This window comes from Streptomyces sp. NPDC005374 (genome assembly GCF_042872225.1).
In the GTDB taxonomy this organism is placed as follows: Bacteria; Actinomycetota; Actinomycetes; order Streptomycetales; family Streptomycetaceae; genus Streptomyces.
Map to the genome: position 1 here is coordinate 70,463 of NZ_JBIAKA010000017.1, position 25,763 is coordinate 96,225.

Sequence of the window (25,763 nt, forward strand, 5' to 3'; positions counted from 1 at the left end):
CCCCAACAACCCCGCCCGGCCCCCCCCCGCCTTCCCCGCCCCCCCCCCCCCCCCCCCCCCCCCGGGGGGGGGCCCCGGGGGCACCCCCCGGGGGCCCCCCGCCCGTTCCACCTGCGGCGACCGTGACTACCACGGCCGGACGGCGTCCTCAGAGAGCGCCGACTTCGGACGCGTACGGCGGTTCCGCCCCCGCCCGTGAGCAGGTGACCGCCGCCGCGCGCGCCGCGAATCGCAGCAGCCGGGTCCAGTCGTCGACGCCCAGCCCGGCGAGCGCCGCAGGGGACAGTGCGTCCAGGGTGGCGAGGCCGTGCAGCAGCGCCGCGTTCACCGTGTCGCCGGCGCCGATGGTGTCCACGACGTCGACCTTCTCGCCCGGCACCGGAAGGGCCGCCCCGTCCCGGGTGAACACGGTCAGTCCGTCACCGCCGTGGGTGATCACGACGGCCGAGGGCCCCGCGGCCAGCCACTCGCGCGGGGTACCGCCCAGCCACAGTGCGTCCTCCTCGGAGAGCTTGAGCAGGGACACCGAGGGCAGCCAGCTCCTGAACCGGGCCCGGTAGGCGTCCGCGTCGGGGATCAGCCCGGCCCGGATGTTCGGGTCGAGCGCGGTGAACACACCCTGCGCGGCAGCGGTCCGCAGCAACTCCTCGTACGCGCTCGCCCCCGGTTCCAGGACGAGCGAGCAAGTGCCGAAGGACATCGCGCGTGTACCGGCGGGGAGTTCGGCGGGCGCCTCGAACAGGCGGTCGGCGGTGCCGTCGACGTAGAAGGAGTAGGCGGCCGAGCCGCCGGCGTCGATCGTGGCGACGGCGAGCGTGGTGGGTTCCGCGCCCCGCTGCACGGTGGACACGTCCACCTTGGCCTCCCGCAGCCCCTGAACCAGGGCGTCGCCGAAGGCGTCGAGCGAGATCCGGGAGCAGAAGGCCGTGGGGGAGCCGAGGCGGCCGAGGGCCACAGCGGTGTTGTACGGGCCACCGCCGAGCGCGGGCTTGAGACCGGCGAGGGCGCCCCTGTCCTGCGGTACCAGATCGATCAGGGCCTCACCGGCGACGACGATCACGAGACGGTTCCTTTCGTGAACTGCGAGGGAGTCGGGTGTTCCGGGGCCGGCCCGGAGCGCGCGGGCCGCTCCCCGGAGTCGGTGCAGCCGCACGACGTGCGGTGGACGAAGGTGCAGGCGAGACGCACGGTCCGGGCGGGCCGGTCCGGTGCGGCGAGGCGGTCCAGGAGCACCCGGACCGCCTGGGCGCCGATCTCCCTGCTGGGCTGGGCGATCGCGGTGAGCCGGGGCGAGAACAGATCGGCCCAGGCGAAGTCGTCGAAGCAGCACAGGGCGAGGTCGTCCGGTACGCAGAGGCCGCGTTCGCGCAGGGCACGCAGGGTGCCGATGGTCATCGTGTTGTTGGCGGTGACGAGGGCGGTGGGCGGTGCGGCCAGGGCGAGCAGGGCGGCCGTGGCCCGTTCGGCTCCGGCCGACTCGGAGTCGCCGTGGACGACGAGGTGATCGTCGTAGGGGAGGCGGGCGGCCGTGAGGCCCTGCCGGTATCCGGCGATCCGCTCGGCGGTGGTGCTGAGCCCCGGCAGGCCGGCCACCAGGGCGATGCGCCGGTGGCCGAGTCCGGCGAGATGGGTGACCAGCCGGGCCGTCGGTTCGGTGTTCTCGGCGCAGACCTGGTCGAAGCGTTGCGGGCCGTCCCCGGGGGCGTCGACCAGCCGGTCGAGGAACACGGTGGGGACCTCGTGGCGCCCGAGGTAGGCGACGAGTTCGCGCGGGTCCACCGAGGGCGCGACGATCATGCCGTCCACGCGCCGCTCGTGCAGCAGTTGGACGACCTTGCGCTCGTGCTCGGGGTCGTCGTGCGGATCGGCGATGAGCAGGCTGTAGCCGTGTTCCAGGGCGCTCGCCTCGACGCCCTGGAGGATCTCCGTGAAGTACGGATTGCTGATCGCCGACACCGCGAGCCCGATGGAGCGGGTGCGGGAGGTCACCAGGGAGCGGGCGAGGGTGTTGGGGGTGTAGCCGAGCTCTTCGACGGCGTCCAGCACGGCCTGGCGGGTGTGCGGCAGGACCGGCCGGGTGTCGTTGAGGACGTGCGAGACGGTCGCCACGGACACTCCCGCGCTGCGTGCCACGTCGGCCATGGTCGGCATCGATTCCCCCTTCCGGAACGGCGGCCCACGGCCGGAAGGTATCCCATCGGAGTGCACACGTAAACGCTTGCGCAAGCGTTTACGTCCAGTCACCGACCCGACGTCACAGCGCTCACTCCCAGTCCCATCCGATCCCCACGATCCCCGACCGCACCCGCGGCTCGACGAGGTGGACCGAGTGGTGGTGGCCGGTGAGGGAGAGCTCCTGGCGGCCGCTGCGGGGTGCCGCGGGGGAGTGCTGGGCGAAGCGGTGGCAGCGCAGGGGCAGGGCGTTCGCGTCGAAACGGACCTGGAGCGCGTACTGACCGCCCGGCACGCCGAAGCCGCGGACGTATTCGCGGGACGCACCCGCCGTGCCGTCCTCGATGCGGTACCGGAAGAGGAAGGTGTCCCCCGCCCGCAGCCGCGCGTCGAGGAGCAGCTCGGCCACCAGGACTCCGGTGTCGTGGTGCGAACGGACGCGCCCCGTACGGCAGTTCTCCAGGGCGTGCACGGTCATGAGCTCCGGCACGCACCCCGGGTCGCCGTGGTGGACGGCCATGAAGCGGTCCACGCCCTCCCGGTGGGCGCGCACGATGTGGTGCGACTCGCGGCTGCCCAGCTCGCGACGCGCCCCGATGTCTATCCGCTCGTGGTGCCCGAGGGTGTGCAGCCCGCCGTCGAGGGGCGAGTCCAGCTCGTCCAGCAACTGTGCGAGGACGTCCGAGGCCGCGAGGAGGGAGCGGTAGGAACGGGCTGCGGGCCGCTCGCCCGCCGACCGGTCCTCGTGTTCGGCGAGCAGCCGGATCAGTGACTCCTCCGGCAGCTGAAGGATCTCCTCCAGCGCCCGTACGGCCCGCAGCGACTCGGGGCGCTGCGGGCGTCGGGCACCCTGCTGCCAGTAACTCAGGCTGGTGACACCGACCTTGACCCCGTACCGCGACAGATGGTGCTGGACACGCTGCAGCGGCAGCCCCCGGGCGGCGATCGCGGCACGCAGCGCGACATGGAAGGGGCCGCCTCGCAGGGCCGTGTCCAGTTCCGCGTGCTGTGTGGCGTGCGGCATGCAGGGGCCTTTCTGTGCAGGTCCGGGCGGCTGGTCAGGCCGTTCGTGAGGGTGCGTCGGGGCCGTCCGCAGCCGTACCGGAGGAGGCTTCACATCCGTACGCCGTCGTTCCCGGCCCCGAGTTCCCCCGCATTGAAGCGTGTTGACCAAGTCCCGACAACACTTGTCGCCGAACAGCGGTGCACGAAGGGGCGGTCCGCGGGCCTGTTGACGACCCGACGACGGCACGTTCACGGCCTGTCGGTGGGACATTCCCCGTCGGACCGAGGACCGCGTCCCGCGGCCCGCGCGCTCAGGTGGGTGTGGTCTCGCCGTCGTTGCCCAGCAGCTCCCGGATCGCCCGCGCCGACAGCGCCGACTTGGGCAGGAAGCCGCGCGCCGGACTGCCCGCGATCAGCTCCTCGAAGTCCTCCAGCATGTGCGTGGAGATCAGGATGACGACCGCGGAGACACTGCGGGCCAGCTCCACCGCCACGTCGAGACCGCTCTCGCCGTTGAGATCGAGATCGACCAGGACGACGTCCGGGGTCAGCTCCGCGGCCCGTACCAGAGCCTCCGTACCGGACAGTGCGACGCCGACGACCGGTATCCCGTCGCGTTCCAGCAGGCTTCGCGCGGCCTCCAGGAACCGGATGCTGTCATCGACGAGAAGACAGCGCATGGACATGCGGACAGGGTCCCAACCGTTGGATGATCGCGCTTTCCGGCTACCCGGAAAGAGTGGGGCCGGATTGCTTCCCGGCACCTGGAATGTGCTCAAGTCCTTTGCCGAACAAGCCAGTTCCCGCTCACCCAGCGCAGCGGAAGGTGACGGGCGGTAGCATGTGGGCTGCCCTGAGGAGGCCGCGGAAGGCCGGTCGAGTGGGGGTGTGCGATGACGGCGCCGCTCGAGGAAGTCGAAGACGTCGCAGGGCGCCGAGGGCGTCGCGCCCTGGTCTCGGTGCTGGTGGCGGCCGCGCTGCTGCTCGCCGCGTGCGGTGCCGGAGGCGACGGGGGCAACGGCGAGCGGGCGCGTACGGACACCACCTGCGACGGCAGGATCGACGGCACCGCGCAGGTCACAGTGTGGTTCCACGCCGGGCCGAGCGCCGAGTCCGCCACCCTGCGCCGCCAGGTCCAGGACTTCAACAGGGCACAGCGGCAGGTACGGGTCGAGGTCGTCACCCTTCCCGAGCAGCGGTCGTACAACGAACTCGTGCTCTCCGCCGCGGCCAGCGGCGATCTGCCGGACCTGCTCGACTTCGACGGGCCCCGGCTCTACAGCTACGCCTGGTCCGGCAGGATCAAGCCGATCGACTCCTGCCTGTCCGACGGGCTCCGGGAGGATCTGCTGCCGTCGATCCGTCAGCAGGGCACCTACGCAGGGCGGTTGTTCGGCATCGGCACCTTCGACTCGGGGCTCGGGCTCTACGTGCGGCCGTCGGCGCTGCGGCAGGCCGGCATCCGCATTCCCGAGGGTCCCGCGGACGCCTGGACCGCCGACGAGTTCACGGCCGTCCTGCGCATGCTGCGCGGGGCGGGATACCGGTACCCGCTCGATCTGGGCCTCGTCCACGCGAAACCCGGCGAGGAGTGGAACACCTACGGCTTCGCACCGGCGGTGTGGTCGGCGGGCGGGGAGCTCATCGACCCCAGGACGTTCCGGACCGCCGACGGTTTCCTCAACGGACCCGAGTCGGTCAGGGCGCTCACCACCCTGCAGAACTGGGTCGAGGAGGGACTCGTCGAGCCCGGCAGGACCGACCAGGCGTTCGAGCAGGGGCTCAGCATCATCTCCTGGACCGGCCACTGGAGGTACCCGGACTACACCAGGCGCTTCCCCGGCGACGTGGCGATCGTGCCGCTGCCCGACTTCGGTGCGGGCACCGTGACCGGGATGGGCTCCTGGCAGTGGGGCGTGCCCTCGGGCGGGGCCGACGGCGACGCCGTATGGCGTTTCCTCGCCTATCTGCTGAAGCCGGACCAGATCCACCGGATGACCGAGGCCAACGGCGCGATCCCGGCCACGGACAGCGCGGTGAAGCTCTCACCGGAGTATGCCGAAGGCGGTGCCGAGCGCCTGTTCATCGAGCAGTTGACGGACGGAGTGGCCCGGCCGAGGCCGCGGACACCCGCCTATCCGGCGATCACCGAGGCGTTCTCCCGGGCCTTCCCGAAGATCATGATCGACAGGGCACCGGTGAAGCCGACACTGGACGAAGCGGTCGAGGCCATCGACAAGGACCTTGCCGCTCATGACGGTTATCCGAAGGGCGGATCATGAGCCGCTGCCTTCCGACGTCGCGTGGCCGGTCCTTTCCGTACATGGACCGGCTCTCGGAACACGTGGACGGCAGTGGAGTTCACGAGCATGCTGGAGAGGTCGCGGAAGCCCGGCCACGCCGGCCCGTTCGACGCCGACAGGCGGTACGCCGACGACGCGTGAGTGCGCGCGGCGCCGTCCAGGAAGAGGTGTTTCGCATGACGGAAACCCACGGCACGACACCCGGAAGAGACGCCGTCTGAGGCCCTGTCATGCGCCGCTCACCGCTCAGACGAAGAAACCCCCGGGCCCCGCAGCGCGTCCCGCTCCTCGCCCGGCTGCGCGTGGGCCGCAAACTGATGCTGCTGGTCCTGCTGCCGGTGACCGGGCTGCTGGTCTTCACCGCGTTCAGTTCCGTGGCCCAGTGGCGGGAGGCGCGGGCCCTGCGCGACTTCCACACCGGGGCCGAGGTGTCGTTCGCGACGACCGGGGTCACCGCCGCCGTCGCGCGCGAACGGCTCGTCGCAGTCGAGGCCCGGCTGCGCCCCGGCCCGGGCACCCTGGCGGAGCGGGCCGAAGCCGAGCGCACCACCGGCCGGGTCCTGGAGCGGGCGGCGGCCCACACCGCCTCGTGGTCCGGATCCGACGTGGCCGGCGACCTCGACGCCCTCGGCCGTCAACTGCACTCCCTGCGCGTCCAGACGGCCACCGGCTCGCTCACCGCCCCGGACATCGCCGAGCAGTACGGCAACGTCGAGGGCACCCTGCTCCACGACGTCGCCGCGCTCGAGTCCGGCCGCCCCACCCGGGCGTCGGGCCGCGCGGCCGACGCCCACATCGCGCTGCTCCGGGCCATCGAGGCCGCCGAACGGGAACAGGCGGAGGTGGCCGCCCTGCTCGCCGGGCCCACCGGCCGGCCCACCGGCGCCGGACGCTGGCCCGCCCTGGAGACGGCCCAGCTCGACGCCTTCCGGGAGAACACCTCGGCCGAACTGCGCACCCGGCTCTACGTCATCCAGTTCCAGGACCCCGGCCGGGCCGTCCGCAGGGTCCGCGACCTGCTCGCCACCGCCCGCCCGGAGAACGCCTCCTGGCCCTCGTACGAGCGCTGGCTCGCCGACTCCGGCGCCCGCGTCGACGCCCTGCGCGGCATCCAGGACCGGGCCGCGGGCGAACTCGACACCACCGCCGGCCACGACCGCCGCAGCGCGGAGACCCGGGTGGTGCGCGACCTCACCCTCTCCCTGACCGTGCTCGCCCTCGTCACCTTCCTCGCCCTCGCGCTCAGCCGGTCGATCACCCGGCCCCTGGACCAGGTCTCCGCGGGCGCCCGGGCACTGTCGTACGGCGATCTCTCGTACGACATCCGTTACGCGGGCCGTGACGAACTGGGCGAGGTCGCCGACACCTTCCGCGAGCTGCGGGTGACCACCGAGCGGCTGGCCGCCGAGATCCGCGCCATGAACACGGCGATCGACCACAACCGCCTCGAACACCGCGCCGACGAGGCCTCCTTCGAGGGCACCTGGAGTCAGCTGCTCGGCGGCATGAACGCCACCATGGCGTCCTTCGCGGCGGCGCACGGGCGGCGCGAGAAGGCCGAACAGGAACTGGCGAGCATCTTCAACCTCTCCCTGGACCTGCTCTGCATCAGCGGGGTCGACGGCTACTTCAAGCGGGTCAACCCGGCCTTCGAACGCCTCCTGGGTCACTCGCGCGCGACGATCCTGACGACACCGTTCATCGAGTTCGTGCACGAGGAGGACCGGAACACCACCCGTGAGGCCCTCGCGCGGCTCGCGGACGGAGTCGAGGTGGCCGAGTTCGAGAACCGCTACCTGCGCGCGGACGGCACCGAGCGCTGGCTCCAGTGGAGCGCCCGGCCGGTCCCGGAGGAAGGCCTCGTCTATGCCACCGCCCGCGATGTCACCGAGAGCCGCCGCACCGCGCGGGAGCAGGCCGCCCTGCGCCGGGTCGCCACCCTGGTGGCCCACGGTGCCCCGCCCGCAGAGGTGTTCGCGAGGGTGGCAGAGGAGGTGGGGGACCTGCTGGACACCACCGCGGCCGTGCTGCGGCAGGAACCCGACGGCAGCCAGACCGTCCTCGGCACCGTGCTCGGCCTCCCGGAGGCAGTCGAAGAGGCCACGCGCGAGGAGCGCCGAAAGGCGGGGCGGGAGGCGGTCGACGAGGTCACCCGGACCCGGCGGGCCGCCCATGTCGGCCACGCCGTGGGCGCTCCCATCGTCGTCGACGACCGGCTGTGGGGCTTCGTCCTCGCGGCCTCCCGGCTGGACCCGCTGCCCGCCGGCACCGAGTCGCGGCTGGCCGACTTCACCGAACTCGTCGCCACCGCCATCGCCAACGCCGACAGCCGCGACCAGCTGACCGCCTCACGCGCGCGTGTGGTGGCCGCTGCGGACGCCTCCAGGCGGCGCATCGAGCGCGATCTGCACGACGGGGTCCAGCAACGGCTCGTCGCCTGCCAGCTGGAGCTGCGGCTCGCCGAGACCCTGGTGACCGACCCGTCCGCGGAACTCGCCGAGCAGCTGGCGCACGTCGGCAAGGGCCTCGACGAGGCCTTCCAGGACCTGCTCCAGGTGGCCCGGGGCATCCACCCGGCCATCCTGTCCAAGGGCGGCCTGGGCCCCGCACTGCGTTCCCTGGCCCGCCGCTCCGCCGTCCCCGTGGAGCTCGACCTGAGGCTCCCCGCGGCCCGGCTGCCGGAGCCGCTGGAGGTGGCCGCCTACTACGTGGTTTCCGAGTGCCTGACCAACGCGGCGAAGCACGCGCACGCGCGTGTGGTGGAAGTGGCGGCGCAGACCCGGAACGGGTTCCTGGAGCTGACCATCCGCGACGACGGCGTCGGCGGCGCCGACCCGGGTCGCGGCTCCGGTCTCATCGGGCTCACCGACCGGGTCGAGGCGATCGGCGGCAAACTGGCCGTCGCCGGCCCGCCCGGCGAGGGCACGACCCTGGACGTGCGGCTGCCCTTGGGCGGGCCCTCGCCGGACTTGTGACCGCCCGAGGCGCACACCGGGGAGTCCGTCCAAGTGGGGGAGCCTGAACTCGGTGACGTCGTGCACGCCGCGGGCGGTCCTGTCGGACGGAGAGGCATCCGTCCGGCTCTATGGCCTGTCGTCGCGTTCCCGCCCGCCTCCGGGCGGGCGGCGCGAAGGTGACGACAGGTTCTGGAGGCGGTGGGTTCCGCCGTTCCGTGCGGTCAGCAGACGCTTGGCGCGCACGATGTCGGGATCCCTGGGATCCAGGTCGTCGATCACGCCGTACGCCTCGTCCGGGTGCCGGCGGGCACGGGCCGGTCGCCGCTGCTTCTCGATCCGTGTCCGCCGCATCTCCAGCACCCTTCGGCCGTGCGACCCGCGTCCCTCGCCCGGGACGGCCGGTCGGACTGCAACTGCACTGGTTCGAGAATCGCCCGGACACGTCCGCGTGTCGTCACGGCAAGCCGCCAATTCCGCTTCCGGCTAGCCGTAACCCCATGGGTGGGGCAGGCTGTTGGGGCGCAGGCAGCGGGCCGGGCCGGGACAGCGCCGGCCCGGGACGACGCACCGCGGAGGCCGGGCAGGGGGCCGGGGTCATGGACGACGTATCGCAACGGCCGGCACGGGGACGGGTCGTCCTCGCCGACGACGACATCCTGCTCAGGGAGGGCCTGGCCAGCCTGTGCGAGCGCCTCGGGTACCAGGTCGCGGGTCAGGCCGGCGACGCGGCCCGGCTCCTGGAACTGGTCGACGAGGAACGCCCCGAACTGGCGATCGTCGACATCAGGATGCCCCCGGACCACTCGACCGAGGGCCTCAAGGCGGCCCGCGCGATCCGCGAACGCCACCCCGCCACCGGCATCCTGGTCCTGTCGGCGTTCGTCGAGGTCGAGGACGCCCTGGAACTGCTGGCGAGCGGACGCAAGGTCGGCTACCTCCTCAAGAGCCGGGTCACGGTCGTCGACGAGTTCTTCGAAGCCCTGGAGCGCATCCGCCGGGGCGGCTCGGTCGTCGACCCGTCCCTGGTGCAGGAACTGTTCTCCGCGCAGCGCCGCGACGACCCCCTCGCGCATCTCAGCGCCAGGGAGCGCGAGGTCCTGGCCCTGATGGCGGAGGGCCGCTCCAACGCGGGCATCGGCCGCCGCCTGTGGGTCACCGAGGGCACCGTCGAGAAGCACGTCCGCAGCATTCTGGGCAAACTCGGTTTCACGGAGGACACCGACGACCACCGCCGTGTCCTGGCCGTGCTGACGTTCCTGGAGTCCCGCTAGCCGTTGTCCACAGGCTCGTCGGAGTGTCAGCCCTCGCCAGTAGGGTGTGAGACATGGCCGACCCCTCCAGCTACCGCCCCAAACCAGGGGAGATCCCGGACTCTCCCGGGGTGTACAGGTTCCGCGACGAGCACCGCCGGGTGATCTACGTCGGAAAGGCGAAAAGCCTCCGCCAGCGCCTGGCGAACTACTTCCAGGACCTGGCGGGCCTGCACCCCCGCACCCGCACGATGGTGACCACGGCCGCGTCCGTGGAGTGGACGGTGGTGTCCACGGAGGTCGAGGCCCTCCAGCTGGAGTACTCCTGGATCAAGGAGTACGACCCCCGGTTCAACGTCAAGTACCGCGACGACAAGAGCTACCCGTACCTCGCCGTGACGATGAACGAGGACTTCCCGCGCGTGCAGGTGATGCGCGGCCACAAACGCAAGGGCGTCAGGTACTTCGGACCGTACGGCCACGCGTGGGCGATCCGCGACACCGTCGACCTCCTGCTGCGCGTCTTCCCCGTCCGCACCTGCTCCGCCGGCGTCTTCAAGAACGCCACCCGCACCGGCCGCCCCTGCCTCCTCGGCTACATCGGCAAGTGCTCGGCGCCCTGCGTCGACCGCGTCTCGGCAGACGAACACCGGGATCTGGCCGAGGAGTTCTGCGACTTCATGGCCGGCCGCACCGGCACCTACATCCGCCGCCTCGAGAAGCAGATGGCGGACGCGGCCGAGGACATGGAGTACGAGCGGGCGGCCCGTCTGCGGGACGACATCGGGGCCCTGAAGAAGGCCATGGAGAAGAGCGCGGTCGTGCTCGCCGACGCGACCGACGCCGACCTGATCGCGGTCGCCGAGGACGAGCTGGAGGCCGCCGTCCAGATCTTCCACGTCCGCGGCGGACGCGTCCGCGGCCAGCGCGGCTGGGTCACCGACAAGGTCGAGGAGATCACCACCGGCGCCCTCGTCGAGCACGCCCTCCAGCAGCTCTACGGCGAGGAGAAGGGCGACTCGGTCCCCAAGGAGGTGCTCGTCCCGGCCCTGCCCGACCCGGTGGAGCCGGTCCAGGAGTGGCTGACGGAGCGGCGCGGGTCGGGCGTCTCGCTGCGCATCCCGCAGCGCGGCGACAAGAAGGCCCTCATGGAGACCGTGCAGCGCAACGCCCTCCAGACACTCGCCCTCCACAAGACCAAGCGCGCCTCCGACCTGACCACGCGCTCGCGTGCCCTGGAGGAGATCGCCGAGGCCCTCGACCTGGACAGCGCCCCGCTCAGGATCGAGTGCTACGACATCTCCCACCTCCAGGGCGACGACGTGGTCGCCTCCATGGTCGTCTTCGAGGACGGCCTGCAGCGCAAGAGCGAGTACCGGCGCTTCCAGATCAAAGGATTCGCGGGGCAGGACGACGTTCGGTCCATGCACGAGGTGATCTCCCGCCGCTTCCGGCGCTATCTCGCCGAGAAGGAGAAGACGGGGGAGTGGACCGACGGCGAGGACACCTTCACCGAGGAGGACGGCCGCCCCAAGAAGTTCGCCTACCCGCCCCAGCTCGTCGTCGTCGACGGCGGACAGCCCCAGGTCGCCGCCGCCAAGCGGGCCCTGGACGAGCTCGGTATCGACGACATCGCCGTCTGCGGCCTCGCCAAGCGCCTGGAGGAGGTCTGGCTCCCGGACGACGACGACCCGGTCGTGCTCCCCCGCACCAGCGAAGGCCTGTACCTTCTGCAGCGGGTCCGCGACGAGGCCCACCGCTTCGCGATCACCTACCAGCGCACCAAGCGCGCCCAGCGCTTCCGGTCGAGCCCCCTCGACGACGTGCCCGGCCTCGGGGACACGCGAAAGCAGGCCCTGCTGAAACATTTCGGGTCCCTGAAGAAACTACGATCCGCCACCATCGACCAGATCTGCGAGGTCCCCGGTATAGGCCGCAAGACGGCCGAGACGATCGCCGTGGCCCTCGCCCAGGCGGCCCCGGCCGCGCCCGCCGTGAACACGGCGACTGGAGAGATCATGGATGAGGAGGAACCCGGCACCACGGGTTCCGGTGGGGAGCCCGTGACGGCGGGTGCCCCGGACGAACGACGGGGGCAGGAGACATGAATGTGAACGAGCACGAAGAACAACAGGACCAGAGCGGAGACGACGCACAGGTGAGCACGGGCGCGCCCCACGACACGGCCGGAGTCCCGGAGGCCGCCATCCCCGAGCTGGTGATCATCTCCGGGATGTCCGGCGCCGGCCGCTCGACCGCCGCCAAGTGTCTGGAGGACCTCGGCTGGTTCGTCGTCGACAACCTCCCGCCCGCGCTGATCCCCACCATGGTGGAGCTCGGTGCCCGCTCCCAGGGCAACGTCGCCCGGATCGCGGTGGTCGTCGACGTCCGCGGCCGGCGCTTCTTCGACAACCTCCGTGACTCCCTCGCCGACCTGGCGGCCAAGCACGTCACCCGGCGGATCGTCTTCCTGGAGTCCTCCGACGACGCCCTGGTGCGCCGCTTCGAGTCCGTGCGCCGCCCGCACCCCCTCCAGGGCGACGGGCGCATCGTCGACGGCATCGACGCCGAGCGCGAACTGCTGCGCGAGCTGCGCGGCGACGCCGACCTGGTCATCGACACCTCCAGCCTCAACGTCCACGAACTGCGCGCCAAGATGGACGCCCAGTTCGCCGGCGAGGAGGAGCCCGAGCTCAGGGCCACCGTCATGTCCTTCGGCTTCAAGTACGGCCTCCCGGTCGACGCCGACCTGGTCGCGGACATGCGGTTCCTGCCCAACCCGCACTGGGTCCCGGAGCTGCGCCCCTTCACCGGCCTCAACGAGGAGGTGGCGGCGTACATCTTCAACCAGCCCGGTGCCAAGGAGTTCCTCGACCAGTACTCCGAGCTGCTGCGGCTCGTCGCGGCCGGCTACCGCCGCGAGGGCAAGCGCTATGTGACCATCGCGATCGGCTGCACCGGCGGCAAGCACCGCTCGGTGGCCACGTCGGAGAAGCTCGCCGCGCGCCTCGCGGCCGAGGGTGTGGAGACGGTGGTCGTACACCGGGACATGGGACGGGAATGACAGGACGTTCTTCCCGGCTGAGCAGGCTGCGCCGGGCGGTGCCCGAGGGCCGCGTGAGCCGTCCCGTCGAGGCCCGCGGTGCCAAACCGCGCCGTCGCGGTGCCCAGCCCAAGGTGGTCGCGCTCGGCGGCGGCATGGGTCTGTCCGCCTCGCTCGCCGCCCTGCGCCGGATCACCGGTGACCTGACCGCAGTCGTCACCGTGGCCGACGACGGCGGCTCCAGTGGCCGGCTCCGTGACGAGCTGGGCGTGCTGCCGCCCGGCGACCTGCGCAAGGCGCTGGCCGCTCTGTGCGGGGACGACGACTGGGGCCAGACCTGGGCCCGGGTCATCCAGCACCGCTTCCAGTCCAAGGGCGACCTGCACGAACACGCGGTCGGCAACCTGTTGATCGTCGCCCTGTGGGAGCAGCTCGGAGACCACGTCCAGGCCCTCGACCTGGTCGGCAGGCTGCTGGGCGCGCACGGGCGCGTGCTGCCCATGTCCGCCGTACCCCTGGAGCTCCAGGCCCTGGTCAAGGGGCACGACCCGGAGCGGCCCGAGGACGTGGACACCGTACGGGGGCAGGCGACCGTGGCCCTGACCCCGGGCGAGGTGCAGTCCGTGCACGTCGTGCCGCACGACCCGCCGGCGGTTCCCGAGGCGGTGGAGGCCGTGCGGGACGCGGACTGGGTGGTCCTCGGTCCCGGCTCGTGGTTCTCCTCGGTCATCCCGCACCTGCTGGTGCCGGAACTCCTGGACGCGCTCACCCAGACGAAGGCGCGCCGGGTGCTCTCCCTGAACCTCGCTCCGCAGCCGGGAGAAACCGATGGCTTCTCCCCGCAGCGTCATTTGGAGGTTTTGGGACGACACGCCCCTAAACTCGCCCTGGACGTGGTGCTGGCCGACCAGGCCGCCGTGCCCGACCGCGATTCCCTCACCGATGCCGCCAAGCGGTTCGGCGCCGCGGTCGAGCTGGCGCCGGTGGCCCGGCCCGACGGGACCCCGAGGCATGACCCGGAGCTGTTGGCCGCCGCGTACGACCGTATTTTTCGGATGCATGGAAGGATCGGCCCATGGCGATGACGGCAGCGGTGAAGGACGAGATCTCCCGGCTCCCCGTCACCCGTACCTGCTGCAGAAAGGCGGAGGTCTCCGCTGTTCTGCGGTTCGCCGGCGGCCTTCACCTGGTGAGCGGGCGCATTGTGATCGAGGCGGAGCTGGACACCGCGATGGCCGCCCGGCGGCTCAAGCGGGACATCCTGGAGATCTTCGGCCACAGTTCCGAACTGATCGTGATGGCGCCGGGCGGACTGCGCCGCGGCTCGCGTTACGTCGTCCGGGTGGTCGCCGGCGGTGACCAGCTGGCCCGCCAGACCGGCCTGGTCGACGGCCGCGGCCGCCCGATCCGGGGTCTGCCCCCGCAGGTCGTCTCCGGTGCCACCTGTGACGCCGAGGCCGCCTGGCGCGGCGCCTTCCTGGCGCACGGCTCGCTCACCGAGCCCGGCCGCTCCTCCTCCCTGGAGGTGACCTGCCCGGGTCCGGAGGCGGCGCTCGCCCTGGTCGGCGCCGCCCGCCGGCTTTCGATCGCCGCCAAGGCCCGCGAGGTCCGCGGGGTCGACCGGGTCGTGGTCCGGGACGGCGACGCGATCGGCGCCCTGCTCACCCGGCTCGGCGCCCACGAGTCGGTGCTCGCCTGGGAGGAGCGCCGGATGCGCCGCGAGGTGCGCGCGACGGCGAACCGTCTCGCCAACTTCGACGACGCCAACCTGCGCCGCTCCGCGCGCGCGGCCGTCGCTGCCGGAGCCCGGGTCCAGCGCGCCCTGGAGATCCTCGCCGACGACGTGCCCGAGCACCTCGCCGCCGCCGGGCGGCTGCGCATCGAGCACAAGCAGGCCTCCCTTGAGGAGTTGGGCGCGCTCGCCGACCCGCCGCTGACCAAGGACGCCGTGGCCGGCCGTATCCGGCGGCTGCTGGCGATGGCCGACAAGCGTGCCTCCGACATCGGCATCCCGGGCACGGAATCCAGCATCACCGAGGAGATGGCCGACAACCTGGTCGGCTGACCAGCGGTCACCACGCCGGTGCCGACTCCCACTTGGGGCGTCGGCACCGGCGTTTGCGTATCCATGAGGCCCCCTTGACTCGATCATGAACTGTCATGAGCCTGGCATCTGTTCGCTGCTGTGGCGGACCACCGCAAGGGGGGCTCATGAGACGAAGAGCGAGACCGATCCTCGCTGTTGGCGCACTCCTGCTCGGCGGCGCGGGCCTCGCGCCCGTCGCCCATGCCGCGCAGGGCGCAGGTTCTCCTGATCCGAACGAAGTCAAGGTCTTCCGTGCCGAGGTCACCAGCGGGCAGGTACCCCTGCTGCTGGCGGCCGGGCAGGACGGCCACGAACTGAGCGAGCAGGTGCCCGCGAAGGGCACCGCGACCGTCGAGGTCTACCTCACCGACCGGGAGGCCCAGAAGCTCGAAGGGCAGGGCGTCGAGCTCACCGAGCACACGCTGACCGCCAAGGCGGAGGCCCGCGTGGACAAGGCCGCCGAGGGCGTGTTCCGGCCGTACAGCGGCAGCGGCGGGCTCCAGGAGGAGATCCTCGCCACCGCCCGGGCCAACCCCGGCCTCGCCAAGGTCGTCTCCATCGGCAAGACCGTGAACGGCAAGGACATCCTCGCGCTCAAACTGACCAAGAACGCGAAGAAGTCCAAGGACGGAGCCAAACCCGCCGTCCTGTACATGTCCAACCAGCACGCGCGTGAGTGGATCACGCCGGAGATGACCCGCCGGCTGCTCCACCACTACGTCGACAGCTACAAGAGCGACCAGCGCGTCAAGAAGATCGTCGACTCCACCGAGCTGTGGTTCGTCCTGTCGGCCAACCCTGACGGCTACGACTACACCTTCCAGAGCACCGACAACCGCCTGTGGCGCAAGAACCTGCACGACAACAACGGCGACGGCACCATCGCCGTCGGCGACGGCGTCGACCTCAACCGCAACTTCTCCTACAAGTGGGGCTACGACAACGAGGGTTCGTCCCCCAACCCCACCAGCGAGACCTACCGCGGCGCGAGCCCGGGTTCCGAGCCCGAGACCAAGGCGCTGGACGCCTTCGAGAAGCGGATCGGCTTCACGTACGGCATCAACTACCACTCCGCCGCCGAGCTCCTCCTCTACGGCGTCGGCTGGCAGGTGGCCACCGACACCCCCGACGACGTCATGTACAAGGCGCTCGCCGGCACCCCGGACAACTCGGCGATCCCCGGCTACCGTCCGCAGGTCTCCTCCGAGCTGTACACCACCAACGGCGAGGCGGACGGCCACGCGTCGAACGTCAACGGCCTGGCGATGTTCACCCCCGAGATGTCGACCTGCCAGACCGCCTCGAACCTCGACCCCGGCGACCAGTGGAACGCCGCCGACTGCCAGTCGGTCTTCAACTTCCCGGACGACGAGAAGCTGATCCAGCAGGAGTTCGAGAAGAACATCCCCTTCGCGCTCTCCGTCGCCGAGTCCGCCGCCCGGCCCGACCAGCCGAAGTCCTCCCTCGGCCTGAAGACCGCCGACTTCACCCCCAAGCCGTTCACCACGTCCTACGCGCGCGGCGCCGACCAGGAGGTCGCCGTCGTCGTACGCAAGGCCGTGCGCGACAAGGAACTCAGGTACCGCGTCAACGGCGGCCGTACACAGCACACGGCGCTCAGGGCGTGGAAGGGCGGCGAGACCTACGGCGGTGAGGACAACCTCTACTTCGACGAGTACCGCGCCAAGGTCGCCGACGCCGATCCGGGCGACAAGGTCGAGGTCTGGTTCACCGGCGACACGAAGAGCAAAAAGCCCACCTCCAGCGCGCACTTCACCTACACGGTCGCCGAACGCCCGCGCGCGGACGTCCTCGTGGTCGCCGAAGAGGGCCCGACCGCCACACAGGCGCAAGGCTACGTCGACGCGCTGAAGGCGAACGGCCGCAAGGCGATCGTCTGGAACGTCGCCGCACAGGGCGCGCCCGACGCGCTCGGCGTGCTGGACCACTTCAGGTCGGTCGTGCACTACACGGGCGCCACCGTCCCGGGCAACGCCACCCAGCTCCAGCTGCGCGCCTACCTCAACGAGGGCGGCAAGCTGGTCGAGGCGGGCGAGCGGGCCGGCGGCAACGTCGACCTGGGCGGCGGCACCCTGTCCAACGACTTCAGCCAGTACTACCTGGGCGCCTATACCCGTACGACCCTGCCGGGCGCCACCGCCTTCCAGGGCACCGGCAAGCTCGCCGGGGCCTCCGGAGCCCTCGGCGCCGCCCCCGGCAACCCGCTGGACGCGGCCGGATCCTTCAGCGTCACCTCGGACAACCTGCCCGTGGCGACCTACCCGCAGTTCGCGAGCGCGGGAGCGGGCAGCTATCCCGGCACGCCCAACCCGTACGGGCCGTACGAGGGTTCCTCCATGGCGGCGGTCACGCACAGCGACTACGCCTGGAACCGTCTCACCCGCACCGTCGACCTCACGGCGGTGACCGCGGCACAGGCGCCCACCCTGCGCACCCGGATGCTGTGGGACACCGAGGAGGGCTACGACCACGCCGTCCTGGAGGCGCACACCGCCGGGGCCGAGGACTGGACCACGCTCCCGGAGAAGGGCGGCGCCACCACCAGTGCCGTGCCCGCCGAGTGCGAGGCCGGGTTCTTCATCGCGGCCCACCCCGCGCTCAAGCGGTATCTGACGCAGGGCGCCGACGGCTGCACGGCCTCCGGCACCAGCGGCCAGTGGAACAGCCTCACCGGGGCGTCGGCGGGCTGGCAGGAGGTCTCCTTCGACCTGTCCGCGTACGCCGGCAAAAAGGTCGAGGTGTCCTTCAGCTACATCACCGACCCCGGCTCCGGCGGTCGCGGCGTCCTGCTCGACAACACCTCCGTCGTCATCGGTGGCCAGGCCGTCGAGACCGAGGGCTTCGAGAGCTCGCTCGGCGCGTGGAGCGTGCCCGGGCCGCCCGCGGGCAGCCCCGCGGTGGTGAAGGACTGGGGGCGCGCCGGAGAACTGTTCAAGACGTACGGCGCGGTCACCACGGACGACACCGTGCTGCTGGGCTTCGGCCTGGAGCACGTCGCCGCGGCGGCCGACCGCACGGCCCTGCTCGGCAAGGCGCTCGCGGCCATCGACGGGTGAACCGGAGGTGACCCGACGCGGTGGTTCCGGGTGACCGGAGCTTTCGGTCCGGGGCGGTCCGTACCCCTACTGACGGGTACGGACCGCCCTGCCGTGTATGGGGCATCTCGATGTCACCCCGCCTGCCTCAGGGAGGTAGGGTCGGGGGTGGTCGGGGACATCCCATACAGCTCGCCGGACTCGAACCCGGCGTACCAACGAGGAGATCGGTTTCGTGACGATCCGCGTAGGCATCAACGGCTTTGGCCGCATCGGTCGTAACTACTTCCGCGCGCTGCTGGAGCAGGGTGCTGACATCGAGATCGTGGCTGTCAACGACCTGGGTGACACCGCGACCACCGCTCACCTGCTCAAGTACGACACCATCCTGGGCCGCCTGAAGGCGGAGGTGTCGCACACCGCCGACACGATCACCGTCGACGGTCACACCATCAAGGTGCTGTCCGAGCGCAACCCCGCCGACATCCCGTGGGGTGAGCTCGGCGTCGACATCGTCATCGAGTCGACCGGCATCTTCACGAAGAAGGCCGACGCCGCGAAGCACATCGCCGGCGGCGCCAAGAAGGTCCTCATCTCGGCTCCGGCCAAGGATGAGGACATCACCATCGTGATGGGCGTCAACCAGGACAAGTACGACGCGGCCAACCACCACGTCATCTCCAACGCCTCCTGCACCACGAACTGTGTGGCGCCGATGGCGAAGGTTCTCGACGAGAACTTCGGCATCGTCAAGGGCCTGATGACGACGGTCCACGCGTACACGAACGACCAGCGGATCCTGGACTTCCCGCACTCGGACCTGCGCCGCGCCCGCGCCGCCGCCGAGAACATCATCCCGACCACGACCGGTGCCGCCAAGGCCACCGCCCTGGTCCTCCCGCAGCTCAAGGGCAAGCTGGACGGCATCGCGATGCGCGTCCCGGTCCCGACCGGCTCGGCCACCGACCTGGTCGTGACGCTGCAGCGCGAGGTCACCAAGGACGAGGTCAACGCCGCGTTCAAGAAGGCCTCCGAGGACGGCGACCTCGCGGGCTACCTGGCCTACACCGAGGACGAGATCGTCTCCTCGGACATCGTCAGCGACCCGGCCTCCTGCACCTTCGACTCCTCCCTGACCATGGTCCAGGAGGGCAACACGGTGAAGATCCTCGGCTGGTACGACAACGAGTGGGGCTACTCCAACCGCCTCGTCGACCTCACGGTCTTCGTCGGCAACCAGCTCTGATCAACAGAGCAGGCACTTGATGTGAGAGCAGGGCTCGGGCGGCGCAGGGACGCGCCGTCCGGGCCCTGACTCGCGTACGGACCGGCCCTCTTACGATCACGAGCACCACCAGTCATTCGGGAGCCCTCTCAATGAAGACGATCGACGAACTTCTCGCCGAAGGCGTCGCAGGCAAGCGGGTCTTCGTCCGCGCCGACCTCAACGTGCCGCTCGACGGCACCACGATCACCGACGACGGCCGTATCCGCGCCGTCCTGCCCACCGTCAAGGCGCTCGCCGAGGCGGGCGCCCGCGTGGTCGTCGCCTCCCACCTGGGCCGCCCCAAGGGCGCCCCGGACCCGGCCTTCTCGCTCGCCCCGGCCGCCGCCCGCCTCGGTGAACTCCTGGACGCCTCCGTGGCGTTCGCGACCGACACGGTCGGCGAGTCGGCCACCGCCACGGTCGCGGGCCTCGCCGACGGCCAGGTCGCGGTCGTCGAGAACCTCCGCTTCAACGCCGGCGAGACCTCCAAGGACGACGCCGAGCGCAGCGCCTTCGCGGACCGGCTCGCCGCGCTCGCCGACGTCTACGTCGGCGACGGCTTCGGCGCGGTGCACCGCAAGCACGCCTCGGTCTTCGACCTGCCGGGCAAGCTGCCGCACTACGCCGGTTACCTCATCGCCACCGAGGTCGGCGTCCTGAAGAAGCTCACGGACGACGTCCAGCGCCCGTACGTGGTCGCGCTCGGCGGCGCCAAGGTCTCCGACAAGCTCGCCGTCATCGACGAACTGCTCGGCAAGGCCGACCGCATCCTCATCGGCGGCGGCATGGCGTACACCTTCCTCAAGGCCAAGGGGTACGAGGTCGGCAAGTCCCTCCTGCAGGAGGACCAGATCCCGGCGGTCCTGGAGTACATCGAGCGCGCCGAGAAGACCGGCGTCGAGCTGGTGCTGCCGGTCGACGCCGTGGTCGCCCCCGGGTTCCCGGACCTGAAGACCAAGGCCCCCGGCGGCGCCACCACCGTCGCCGCGGACGCGATCCCGGCCGACCAGCTGGGCCTGGACATCGGCCCGGCGTCCGGCAAGCTCTACGCCTCGAAGATCACCGACGCCGCCACCGTCTTCTGGAACGGCCCGATGGGCGTCTTCGAGCACCCCGACTTCGCCGAGGGCACCAAGGCGGTCGCCCAGGCACTCCTCGACTCCCCGGCCTTCACGGTCGTCGGCGGTGGCGACTCCGCCGCGGCCGTCCGCATCCTGGGCTTCGACGAGAACGCGTTCGGCCACATCTCGACCGGCGGCGGCGCCTCCCTCGAATACCTCGAGGGCAAGACGCTCCCCGGCCTCGCCGCACTGGAGGACTGACCCCGCATGACCACTCGCACGCCGATCATGGCGGGTAACTGGAAGATGAACCTCAACCACCTCGAGGCCATCGCACACGTCCAGAAGCTCGCCTTCGCCCTCGCGGACAAGGACTACGAGGCCGTCGAGGTCGCCGTCCTGCCGCCTTTCACCGACCTGCGCTCCGTGCAGACCCTGGTCGACGGCGACAAGCTCAGGATCAAGTACGGCGCCCAGGACATCTCGGCCCAGGACTCGGGCGCCTACACCGGCGAGATCTCCGGCTCGATGCTGGCCAAGCTGAAGTGCACGTACGTGGCGGTCGGCCACTCCGAGCGCCGCCAGTACCACGCGGAGACCGACGAGATCGTCAACGCCAAGGTGAAGGCCGCCTACAAGCACGGCCTCACCCCGATCCTGTGTGTCGGCGAGGAGCTGGACGTCCGCGAGGCGGGCAACCACGTCTCCCACACCCTCGCCCAGGTCGAGGGCGGCCTCAAGGACCTCCCGGCCGAGCAGGCCGAGTCCGTCGTGATCGCCTACGAGCCCGTGTGGGCCATCGGCACCGGCAAGGTCTGCGGCGCGGACGACGCCCAGGAGGTCTGCGCCGCGATCCGGGGCAAGCTCGCCGAGCTGTACACCCAGGAACTGGCCGACCAGGTCCGCATCCAGTACGGCGGCTCCGTCAAGGCCGGCAACGTCGCCGAGATCATGTCCAAGGCCGACATCGACGGCGCCCTCGTCGGCGGTGCCTCGCTGGACGCCGAAGAGTTCGTCAAGATCGTGCGCTTCCGGGATCAGTGAGTAGGCCCCGGCGGTAATACGTCGTACCCTTGCGGGGGCATGGCCCTGAAGGCCGTGCCCCCGTCGTTCATCCGAATCCGAGAGAGTTGGTCCAGCCGTGGTTATGGGGTTCTCGATCGCCCTGATCGTCTTCAGCGGGCTGATGATGCTGCTGGTGCTGATGCACAAGGGCAAGGGCGGCGGCCTCTCCGACATGTTCGGCGGCGGCATGCAGTCCTCCGTCGGCGGCTCCTCCGTCGCCGAGCGCAACCTCGACCGGATCACCATCGTGGTCGGTCTGCTGTGGTTCGTGTGCATCATCGTGCTCGCTCTCCTCATGAAGACGAACAACTGAGCGGCCACGCCACACACAGCACGTACATTCCGCACGTAAGGCCCCATGTTCGGTACGCGCAGCTGAGCGCGGCCTATCATGGGGCTTGCGTCTAGGTGTGGGGGCTGTAACTCCAACCACTGGACGCGCGTTGGGCCTTACGTAGACTGAGGCGCTCGCAACGAAGCGAAAACGCCGACTCGCTTCGCGGCACCATCACGCAGGGAGTTACGACCGTGGCAAGTGGCAACGCGATCCGTGGTAGCCGGGTCGGGGCGGGGCCGATGGGCGAGGCCGAGCGGGGCGAGTCCGCCCCGCGTCTGCGCATCTCCTTCTGGTGCTCCAACGGGCACGAAACGGTACCCAGCTTCGCCAGCGACGCGCAGGTGCCCGAAACCTGGGACTGCCCGCGGTGCGGCTTTCCCGCCGGACAGGACCGGGACAACCCACCGGCCCCGCCGCGCACCGAGCCGTACAAGACGCACCTCGCGTACGTACGGGAGCGGCGCAGCGACGCGGACGGCGAGGCGATCCTCGCCGAGGCGCTCGCCAAACTGCGGGGCGAGATCTAGAAGTCGAGAACCGGCCGGGCACCGAGAGGTGACTGGCCGGAGCCGTTTCACGGCTGCCGACCTGTCGGTCGAGGCCGCGGGCGGGTGCGCGCCATGCAGCGGCGGGGGCTTTGCCGCAAACAACATCGACGCCGGGCCCTTGAGCGGGGCCCGGCGTCGACTGCCTTCTTGAAGGCGGGTGTTACAGGGAAGCCGGCGGATACAGCGACCTCGGCAGCTGGGAGGCCGCCGCCGAGTCCAGCAGCCACAGGGTGCGGGCCCGGCCACGGGCTCCGGCCGCCGGGGCCTGGATCTCACCCGCGCCGGACAGCGCGATCGCCGCGGCCCGTGCCTTGTCCTCGCCGGCCGCCAGGAGCCAGACCTCGCGGGCCGCGCGGATGGCGGGCAGCGTGAGGGTGACCCGGGTCGGCGGCGGCTTCGGGGCGCCGTGCACCCCGACGACCGTGCGCTCGGTCTCCCGTACCGCCGGGAGTTCCGGGAACAGGGACGCGACGTGCGTGTCCGGGCCGACGCCCAGCATCAGCACGTCGAAGGTCGGGACCGAGCCATGGTTCTCGGGACCGGCCGCGCGGGCCAGTTCCTCGGCGTAGGCGGCGGCCGCGGCCTCGGCGTCGTCGCCGTGGGGACCGTCCGACGCGGGCATGGCGTGCACGCGCTTCGGGTCCAGCGGTACGGCGTCCAGCAGGGCCTCGCGGGCCTGCGTGACATTGCGTTCCGGGTCGCCCTCGGGCAGGAAGCGCTCGTCGCCCCACCACAGGTCCAGGCGGCTCCAGTCGACGGCGTCCCGGGCGGGTGCCGCGGCCAGGGCGGCCAGCAGGCCGTTGCCGTTACGGCCGCCGGTGAGGACCACCGACGCCGAGCCCCGGGAGGCCTGCGCGTCCACGATCTTCGTGATCAGACGGGCCGCGGTGGCCTGGGCCATCAGTTCCTTGTCGTGGTGCACGACCAGCTGCGGGGTGCTCACTTCCCCGCCTTCCCGGACAGCCCGGAGGGGACCGGCTTCAGCGGTGGCGCCACCGGCCCTTCCTTCCCGGCAGCTTTCGCAGGGCCTTCGACAGGGGCTTTGACGGCGACTTCCGCGGAGGCTCCGGCTGTGGCCCGCTCTGCGGAGACGGCATCTCCGGAGACGGATTCTCCGGCGCCGACGCCGGGTTCTCCTTTGGCAGCCGGTTCCGGAAAGGGCGCCGACGTGTTCAGCTTCTCCACCCCGAACCGCAGTGCCGACGCGTATGTGTCGTCCGGGTCCAGCCTGCGCAGCTCCTCCGCGATCAGCTCGGCCGTGTCCCGGCGCTTCAGCGCCACCGCACGGTCGGGCTGCCCCTGGATGGAGAGCGTGGCGAGCGAGCCGTCCGCGCGGTCCAGGACGATCGGACCGCTGTCCGTGTGCAGCCGTACGGCCGTGAGGCCCGGACCGCTCGACAGCGACCGTTTCACCGGCACGTCCAGCCGGTCCGCCAGCCACATCGCCAGCAGCTCGCAGCTCGGGTTGAACTCCTCGCCCTCGACCTCGACGGCCGCCACCTCGCAGGTGACCTGGTCGAGCGCGGCGGCCAGCATCGAGCGCCACGGCGTGATGCGGGTCCAGGAGAGGTCGGTGTCGCCCGGGGTGTAGGTGTCGGCGCGCGCCGTCAGCTCGCTCACCGGCTGTTCGGAGGCGTACGTGTCGGTGACCCGGCGCTGGGCGAGCGCGCCGAGCGGGTCGCCGGCCGGGTCCAGCGGCGCGTCCACCGGCCACCAGACGACGACCGGGGCGTCCGGCAGCAGCAGCGGAAGGACGACCGACTGGGCGTGGTCGACGACGTCGCCGTACAGCCGTAGCACCACCGTCTCGCCGGTGCCCGCGTCCGCGCCCACCCGTACCTCGGCGTCGAGGCGGGACTGGGTGCGGTCGCGGGAACTCCTTGACACCCGCTTGATGACCACGAGCGTGCGCGAGGGGTGCTCGCGGGACGCGTCGTTCGCGGCCTTCAGGGCGTCGTAAGCGTTCTCCTCGTCGGTCACGATGACCAGCGTGAGCACCATGCCGACGGCCGGTGTGCCGATGGCCCGGCGGGCCTTCACCAACGCCTTGTTGATCTTGCTGGCGGTGGTGTCCGTGAGGTCTGTCTTCATGGCCGGCGCCAGCTCCGTCCCTCTCGCGCGAGCATTTCGTCCGCCTCGACCGGGCCCCAGGTGCCGGAGAGGTACTGGGCGGGCTTGCCGTGCCGGTCCCAGTACTCCTCGATCGGGTCGAGGATCTTCCAGGACAGCTCGACCTCCTCCGTGCGCGGGAAGAGGTTCGAGTCGCCGAGCAGGACGTCGAGGATGAGGCGCTCATAGGCCTCGGGGGAGGACTCCGTGAACGACTCGCCGTAGGCGAAGTCCATGGACACGTCCCGGATCTCCATCGAGGTGCCCGGCACCTTGGAGCCGAAGCGGACGGTGACGCCCTCGTCGGGCTGGACGCGGATGACGATCGCGTTGGAGCCGAGCTCCTCGGTGGCCGTCGTGTCGAAGGGGGAGTGCGGGGCCCGCTGGAAGACCACCGCGATCTCGGTGACCCGGCGGCCCAGGCGCTTGCCGGTGCGCAGGTAGAACGGCACACCCGCCCAGCGCCGGTTGTCGATCTCCACCTTGATGGCCGCGTAGGTGTCGGTCTTCGACTGGGGGTCGATGCCCTCCTCCTGGAGGTAGCCGACCGCCTTCTCGCCGCCCTGCCAGCCCTCCGCGTACTGTCCGCGCACGGTGTCGCGGCCCAGGTCCTTCGGCAGCTTCACCGCGCCGAGCACCTTGGTCTTCTCGGCGGCCAGCGCGTCCGCGTCGAAGGACGCCGGCTCCTCCATGGCGGTCAGGGCCATCAGCTGGAGCAGGTGGTTCTGGATGACGTCACGGGCGGCGCCGATGCCGTCGTAGTAGCCGGCCCGGCCGCCGATGCCGATGTCCTCGGCCATCGTGATCTGGACGTGGTCCACGAAGGACCGGTTCCAGATCGGCTCGAACATCGTGTTGGCGAAGCGCAGCGCCAGGATGTTCTGGACGGTCTCCTTGCCCAGGTAGTGGTCGATGCGGAAGACCTGGTCCGGGGCGAAGACGTCCTCGACGGTCGCGTTGAGCTCCTCGGCCGACTTCAGGTCGTGGCCGAAGGGCTTCTCGATGACCGCGCGGCGCCAGGAGCCGCTCGACTGGTCGGCGAGACCGTGCTTCTTCAGCTGCTGGATGACCACCGGGAAGGCGCCCGGAGGCACGGACAGGTAGAAGGCGAAGTTGCCGCCCGTGCCCTGTGCCTTGTCCAGCTCCTCGATGGTGGCGCGCAGCCGCTCGAACGCGTCGTCGTCGTCGAAGGTGCCCTGGACGAAGCGCATCCCCTGGATGAGCTGCTGCCAGACCTCCTCGCGGAACGGCGTACGGGCGTGCTCCTTGACGGCGTCGTGGACCTCCTGTGCGAAGTCCTCGTTCTGCCATTCGCGCCGCGCGAAGCCGACCAGCGAGAAGCCCGGCGGCAGCAGACCCCGGTTCGCGAGGTCGTACACGGCGGGCATGAGCTTCTTTCGTGACAAATCGCCCGTGACGCCGAAGATGACCAGGCCCGACGGCCCCGCGATACGCGGGAGCCGTCGGTCGGCGGGGTCACGCAGCGGGTTGCTGCTCGACAAGA

Annotated in this window: 21 protein-coding genes; 13 read left to right on the plus strand and 8 right to left on the minus strand. The window is 71.0% G+C overall.

What is annotated here, in order from left to right; translation table 11 throughout:
• Positions 1-148 precede the first annotated feature (148 nt).
• The 4 genes from ACFYRX_RS35330 to ACFYRX_RS35345 form a co-directional block, all read right to left on the minus strand.
• Complete coding sequence (locus ACFYRX_RS35330) at positions 149-1,060, minus strand: carbohydrate kinase (protein WP_389108929.1); 912 nt, start codon at positions 1,058-1,060, stop codon at positions 149-151.
• Positions 1,057-2,151, minus strand: a complete 1,095-nt coding sequence (locus ACFYRX_RS35335; protein WP_389108932.1) for a LacI family DNA-binding transcriptional regulator — start codon at positions 2,149-2,151, stop codon at positions 1,057-1,059. The genes ACFYRX_RS35330 and ACFYRX_RS35335 overlap by 4 nt, the downstream gene beginning before the upstream one ends.
• A 112-nt stretch (positions 2,152-2,263) precedes the next feature.
• The gene (locus ACFYRX_RS35340; protein WP_389108934.1) at positions 2,264-3,196 is read right to left on the minus strand and encodes a hypothetical protein; all 933 of its coding nucleotides are present in this window, start codon (positions 3,194-3,196) and stop codon (positions 2,264-2,266) included.
• A 292-nt stretch (positions 3,197-3,488) separates the two neighbouring features.
• Positions 3,489-3,863: a response regulator gene (locus tag ACFYRX_RS35345; protein ID WP_389108937.1), complete on the minus strand. Its 375-nt coding sequence runs from the start codon at positions 3,861-3,863 to the stop codon at positions 3,489-3,491.
• A gap of 207 nt (positions 3,864-4,070) precedes the next feature.
• Between ACFYRX_RS35345 and ACFYRX_RS35350 the strand changes: the two genes are divergently transcribed.
• Positions 4,071-5,459, plus strand: coding sequence for an ABC transporter substrate-binding protein (locus ACFYRX_RS35350; RefSeq protein WP_389108940.1), 1,389 nt, complete (start codon positions 4,071-4,073; stop codon positions 5,457-5,459).
• A 251-nt stretch (positions 5,460-5,710) separates the two neighbouring features.
• Positions 5,711-8,455 carry a PAS domain S-box protein gene (locus ACFYRX_RS35355; protein WP_389108942.1) on the plus strand — a complete coding sequence of 915 codons (2,745 nt, stop codon included), beginning with the start codon at positions 5,711-5,713 and terminating at the stop codon, positions 8,453-8,455.
• Between the two features lie 108 nt (positions 8,456-8,563).
• Here ACFYRX_RS35355 and ACFYRX_RS35360 read toward each other — a convergent pair whose 3' ends face one another.
• Positions 8,564-8,788: a hypothetical protein gene (locus ACFYRX_RS35360; RefSeq protein ID WP_389108945.1), complete on the minus strand. Its 225-nt coding sequence runs from the start codon at positions 8,786-8,788 to the stop codon at positions 8,564-8,566.
• A 245-nt stretch (positions 8,789-9,033) separates the two neighbouring features.
• On the opposite strand from ACFYRX_RS35360, the gene ACFYRX_RS35365 reads away from it, so the two are divergent.
• From ACFYRX_RS35365 to ACFYRX_RS35415, 11 genes are all read left to right on the plus strand, one after another.
• Positions 9,034-9,708, plus strand: a complete 675-nt coding sequence (locus ACFYRX_RS35365) for a response regulator (RefSeq protein WP_389108948.1) — start codon at positions 9,034-9,036, stop codon at positions 9,706-9,708.
• A 53-nt stretch (positions 9,709-9,761) separates the two neighbouring features.
• A complete protein-coding gene (uvrC, locus tag ACFYRX_RS35370) occupies positions 9,762-11,795 on the plus strand; it encodes an excinuclease ABC subunit UvrC (protein ID WP_389108950.1) in 2,034 nt (677 codons plus the stop codon).
• Positions 11,792-12,751 (plus strand): RNase adapter RapZ, encoded by a 960-nt coding sequence (gene rapZ / locus ACFYRX_RS35375; protein WP_389108953.1) that lies wholly within the window; start codon positions 11,792-11,794, stop codon positions 12,749-12,751. Before uvrC ends, rapZ begins: the two co-directional genes overlap by 4 nt.
• Positions 12,748-13,815: a uridine diphosphate-N-acetylglucosamine-binding protein YvcK gene (gene yvcK, locus ACFYRX_RS35380; protein ID WP_389108956.1), complete on the plus strand. Its 1,068-nt coding sequence runs from the start codon at positions 12,748-12,750 to the stop codon at positions 13,813-13,815. Before rapZ ends, yvcK begins: the two co-directional genes overlap by 4 nt.
• Positions 13,806-14,795: a DNA-binding protein WhiA gene (whiA, locus tag ACFYRX_RS35385; protein ID WP_389108959.1), complete on the plus strand. Its 990-nt coding sequence runs from the start codon at positions 13,806-13,808 to the stop codon at positions 14,793-14,795. Before yvcK ends, whiA begins: the two co-directional genes overlap by 10 nt.
• A 146-nt stretch (positions 14,796-14,941) precedes the next feature.
• Positions 14,942-17,893, plus strand: coding sequence for a M14 family zinc carboxypeptidase (locus ACFYRX_RS35390; protein WP_389108961.1), 2,952 nt, complete (start codon positions 14,942-14,944; stop codon positions 17,891-17,893).
• Between the two features lie 214 nt (positions 17,894-18,107).
• Complete coding sequence (gene gap, locus ACFYRX_RS35395; protein WP_389108963.1) at positions 18,108-19,118, plus strand: type I glyceraldehyde-3-phosphate dehydrogenase; 1,011 nt, start codon at positions 18,108-18,110, stop codon at positions 19,116-19,118.
• Positions 19,119-19,249: 131 nt separating this feature from the next.
• On the plus strand, positions 19,250-20,461 hold the full coding sequence (locus ACFYRX_RS35400; RefSeq protein WP_389108966.1) for a phosphoglycerate kinase: 1,212 nt from the start codon (positions 19,250-19,252) through the stop codon (positions 20,459-20,461).
• A 6-nt stretch (positions 20,462-20,467) separates the two neighbouring features.
• On the plus strand, positions 20,468-21,244 hold the full coding sequence (gene tpiA / locus ACFYRX_RS35405; protein ID WP_389108969.1) for a triose-phosphate isomerase: 777 nt from the start codon (positions 20,468-20,470) through the stop codon (positions 21,242-21,244).
• 103 nt (positions 21,245-21,347) lie between these two features.
• Positions 21,348-21,578 (plus strand): preprotein translocase subunit SecG, encoded by a 231-nt coding sequence (gene secG, locus ACFYRX_RS35410; protein WP_389108972.1) that lies wholly within the window; start codon positions 21,348-21,350, stop codon positions 21,576-21,578.
• A gap of 215 nt (positions 21,579-21,793) precedes the next feature.
• Positions 21,794-22,129 (plus strand): RNA polymerase-binding protein RbpA, encoded by a 336-nt coding sequence (locus tag ACFYRX_RS35415; protein WP_082412914.1) that lies wholly within the window; start codon positions 21,794-21,796, stop codon positions 22,127-22,129.
• 181 nt (positions 22,130-22,310) lie between these two features.
• On the opposite strand, the gene pgl is transcribed toward ACFYRX_RS35415, so the two are convergent.
• Genes pgl through zwf form a run of 3 tightly spaced genes read right to left on the minus strand, consistent with a single transcriptional unit; the run spans position 22,311 to position 25,761 of the window.
• Complete coding sequence (gene pgl, locus ACFYRX_RS35420; protein ID WP_389108976.1) at positions 22,311-23,093, minus strand: 6-phosphogluconolactonase; 783 nt, start codon at positions 23,091-23,093, stop codon at positions 22,311-22,313.
• A complete protein-coding gene (gene opcA / locus ACFYRX_RS35425; protein ID WP_389108979.1) occupies positions 23,090-24,241 on the minus strand; it encodes a glucose-6-phosphate dehydrogenase assembly protein OpcA in 1,152 nt (383 codons plus the stop codon). The genes pgl and opcA overlap by 4 nt, the downstream gene beginning before the upstream one ends.
• Positions 24,238-25,761 carry a glucose-6-phosphate dehydrogenase gene (gene zwf, locus ACFYRX_RS35430; RefSeq protein ID WP_389108982.1) on the minus strand — a complete coding sequence of 508 codons (1,524 nt, stop codon included), beginning with the start codon at positions 25,759-25,761 and terminating at the stop codon, positions 24,238-24,240. The genes opcA and zwf overlap by 4 nt, the downstream gene beginning before the upstream one ends.
• Positions 25,762-25,763 lie beyond the last annotated feature (2 nt).

Coding starts and splice junctions, on each gene's coding strand:
- ACFYRX_RS35390 (WP_389108961.1), top strand. CDS start 14,942: ATGAGACGAAGAGCGAGACCGATCCTCGCTGTTGGCGCACTCCTGCTC.
- whiA (WP_389108959.1), top strand. CDS start 13,806: ATGGCGATGACGGCAGCGGTGAAGGACGAGATCTCCCGGCTCCCCGTC.
- ACFYRX_RS35365 (WP_389108948.1), top strand. CDS start 9,034: ATGGACGACGTATCGCAACGGCCGGCACGGGGACGGGTCGTCCTCGCC.
- ACFYRX_RS35350 (WP_389108940.1), top strand. CDS start 4,071: ATGACGGCGCCGCTCGAGGAAGTCGAAGACGTCGCAGGGCGCCGAGGG.
- ACFYRX_RS35400 (WP_389108966.1), top strand. CDS start 19,250: ATGAAGACGATCGACGAACTTCTCGCCGAAGGCGTCGCAGGCAAGCGG.
- ACFYRX_RS35340 (WP_389108934.1), bottom strand. CDS start 3,196: ATGCCGCACGCCACACAGCACGCGGAACTGGACACGGCCCTGCGAGGC.
- ACFYRX_RS35355 (WP_389108942.1), top strand. CDS start 5,711: ATGCGCCGCTCACCGCTCAGACGAAGAAACCCCCGGGCCCCGCAGCGC.
- ACFYRX_RS35360 (WP_389108945.1), bottom strand. CDS start 8,788: ATGCGGCGGACACGGATCGAGAAGCAGCGGCGACCGGCCCGTGCCCGC.
- yvcK (WP_389108956.1), top strand. CDS start 12,748: ATGACAGGACGTTCTTCCCGGCTGAGCAGGCTGCGCCGGGCGGTGCCC.
- ACFYRX_RS35335 (WP_389108932.1), bottom strand. CDS start 2,151: ATGCCGACCATGGCCGACGTGGCACGCAGCGCGGGAGTGTCCGTGGCG.
- rapZ (WP_389108953.1), top strand. CDS start 11,792: ATGAATGTGAACGAGCACGAAGAACAACAGGACCAGAGCGGAGACGAC.
- uvrC (WP_389108950.1), top strand. CDS start 9,762: ATGGCCGACCCCTCCAGCTACCGCCCCAAACCAGGGGAGATCCCGGAC.
- tpiA (WP_389108969.1), top strand. CDS start 20,468: ATGACCACTCGCACGCCGATCATGGCGGGTAACTGGAAGATGAACCTC.
- ACFYRX_RS35345 (WP_389108937.1), bottom strand. CDS start 3,863: ATGTCCATGCGCTGTCTTCTCGTCGATGACAGCATCCGGTTCCTGGAG.
- opcA (WP_389108979.1), bottom strand. CDS start 24,241: ATGAAGACAGACCTCACGGACACCACCGCCAGCAAGATCAACAAGGCG.
- secG (WP_389108972.1), top strand. CDS start 21,348: ATGGGGTTCTCGATCGCCCTGATCGTCTTCAGCGGGCTGATGATGCTG.